Annotated in this window: 1 protein-coding gene; it reads left to right on the top strand. The window is 78.0% G+C overall.

The genetic code is table 11. The features are described 5' to 3' along the window. Nucleotides 1-1330: aminotransferase-like domain-containing protein (locus tag GPJ59_RS35860; RefSeq protein WP_308120686.1), on the top strand; the 1330-nt coding region annotated here is incomplete at its 5' end. Nucleotides 1331-1884: the final 554 nt, after the last annotated feature.

Genomic DNA, 1884 nt, shown 5'->3' with positions numbered 1-1884 from the left:
CCCCGGCGCGGTCCCCGGCACGGGCCCGGGTACGGGCCCCGGCCTCGGTGCCCGACCGGGGTCGGGGTCCGCGTTCCCCGGCCTCGGTGCCGGCCCGGGGCCGGGGTCCGCGTTCGGCCTGGGTGACCGCGAGGGCGTCGTCGACGCCCTGCGTGCCCTGCCCTGCCGGATCGACCTCTCCCCGGGCGTGCCCGACCTCGCCGCGTTCCCGCGTACCGCCTGGCTGCGTGCCGAGCGGGCCGTCCTCGCGGGCGTCGGCCCGGCCGACTTCGGCTACGGCGCCCCGCAGGGCGCCCCCGCGCTCCGCAGGGCTGTCGCCGGCTGGCTGGCGCGCAACCGCGGCATCCGCACCGACCCGGACGAGGTGGTCGTCGTCGCGGGCGTGGCACAGGCCCTCGCCCTGCTCGCCCACATCCTGCGGGCCGACGGGATCCACCGCATCGCCGTGGAGGACCCCGGCTCACTGGGCGCACGCCAACAGCTGGAGTACGGCGGCCACGAGCTCGTGCCCGTACCCGTGGACGCCGGGGGACTGGACGTCGCGGCGCTGCGCGCGAGCGGCGCCCCGGCGGTGCTGCTGACCCCGGCGCACCAGTTCCCCACCGGGGTGGTGCTCGACGGGGAGCGCCGCCGCGACCTGCTGAGCTGGGCGGCCGACGGCGGGCTGGTGATCGAGGACGACTACGACGCCGAACACCGCTACGACCGGCCCCCGGTGCCGGCGCTGCGCTCGCTGCTGCCCGAGCGGGTCTGCTACGCGGGAAGCGTGTCCAAACTGCTCGCGCCCGCGCTCCGGGTCGGCTGGCTCCTCGTACCACCGGACCGGCTGGAGGCGGCGGTGGCGGCCAAGCGGTACGCCGACCTGGGCAACGGCATCCTCACCCAGCTCGTCCTGGCCCGCCTGATGGACTCGGGCGAGCTGGAACGCCACCTGCGCCACGTGCGCCGGCGCCACCGCCGCCGGCGGGACGCGATGCTGCGCGCCGTCGAGGCACACCTGCCGGGCGCGAGCGTGCACGGCGCGGCCGCGGGACTGCACCTCATGGTGACCTTGGAGGGGGGCCGGGACGCCGGCGGCGGCCGCGGCTCCCGCGGTGGCCCGGACCCGGACAGCCGTCCTCCCGGCCGTTCCGCCCCTTCGGCCTTCCCCGGCTTCTCCGACACCGAGTTGGCCGCGGCTGCCCTTGCCCGCGGGGTCAAGGTGCACCCCCTGTCCTGGCACCGCGTCAGCCCCGGACCGCCGGGCCTGGTGCTCGGCTACGCGGCGGGCCCGGCCCACGAGATCGAGGAGGGCGTCGCGTTGCTCGGCGCCGCCCTGCGCGACCTCTGAGCGACCGGGGCGCCGGGAGCGGCCGCAGCCGTCCGGGGCATCCGAGTCGGCCGGAGCCGACCGGAGCCGACCGGGGCCGGCCGGAGCCGACCGAAGCGTCCGGGGCGGTCGAAGCCGACCGGGGTGTCAAGGCCTCCCGGGGCCCGTGGGCGGGGAGTTCGGGGAGCCGCGTCGGGCGGCGCCACCGCCGCAGGCGTGACTCCGGACCGCAGGCATGACTCCGGACCGCAGGCATGACTCCGGACACGGCCCAGGCGTGACTCCGGACACGGCGCCGGCGTCTGCAGCGCTCCCGCCGCCGCCCGCAGCGGAAAAAATTTCTTCGCAACCGCGGCAACCTCCCGGCAGGTCGCGCGTCGTGCGGGGGTGAAGGGCGCAATCCCGTGCCCCCGAACGACCGTGGAGAACCATCGTGAACAAGCTCAGCCAGGCCCGCAGCGCCGCCGTCGCCGCCGGACTGCTCGCCGTGCTCGCCGCTGCCCCGGCCCACGCTGCCGCCGCTCCCGCCGCGGCCTCGCCGACGCCCACGCAGCCGCCCACGGCCACCGCCCGCC

This window comes from Streptomyces bambusae, assembly GCF_019400985.1.
GTDB classification, from domain to species: Bacteria; Actinomycetota; Actinomycetes; order Streptomycetales; family Streptomycetaceae; genus Streptomyces; species Streptomyces bambusae_A.
This window is presented reverse-complemented; position numbering and strand designations above follow the sequence as displayed.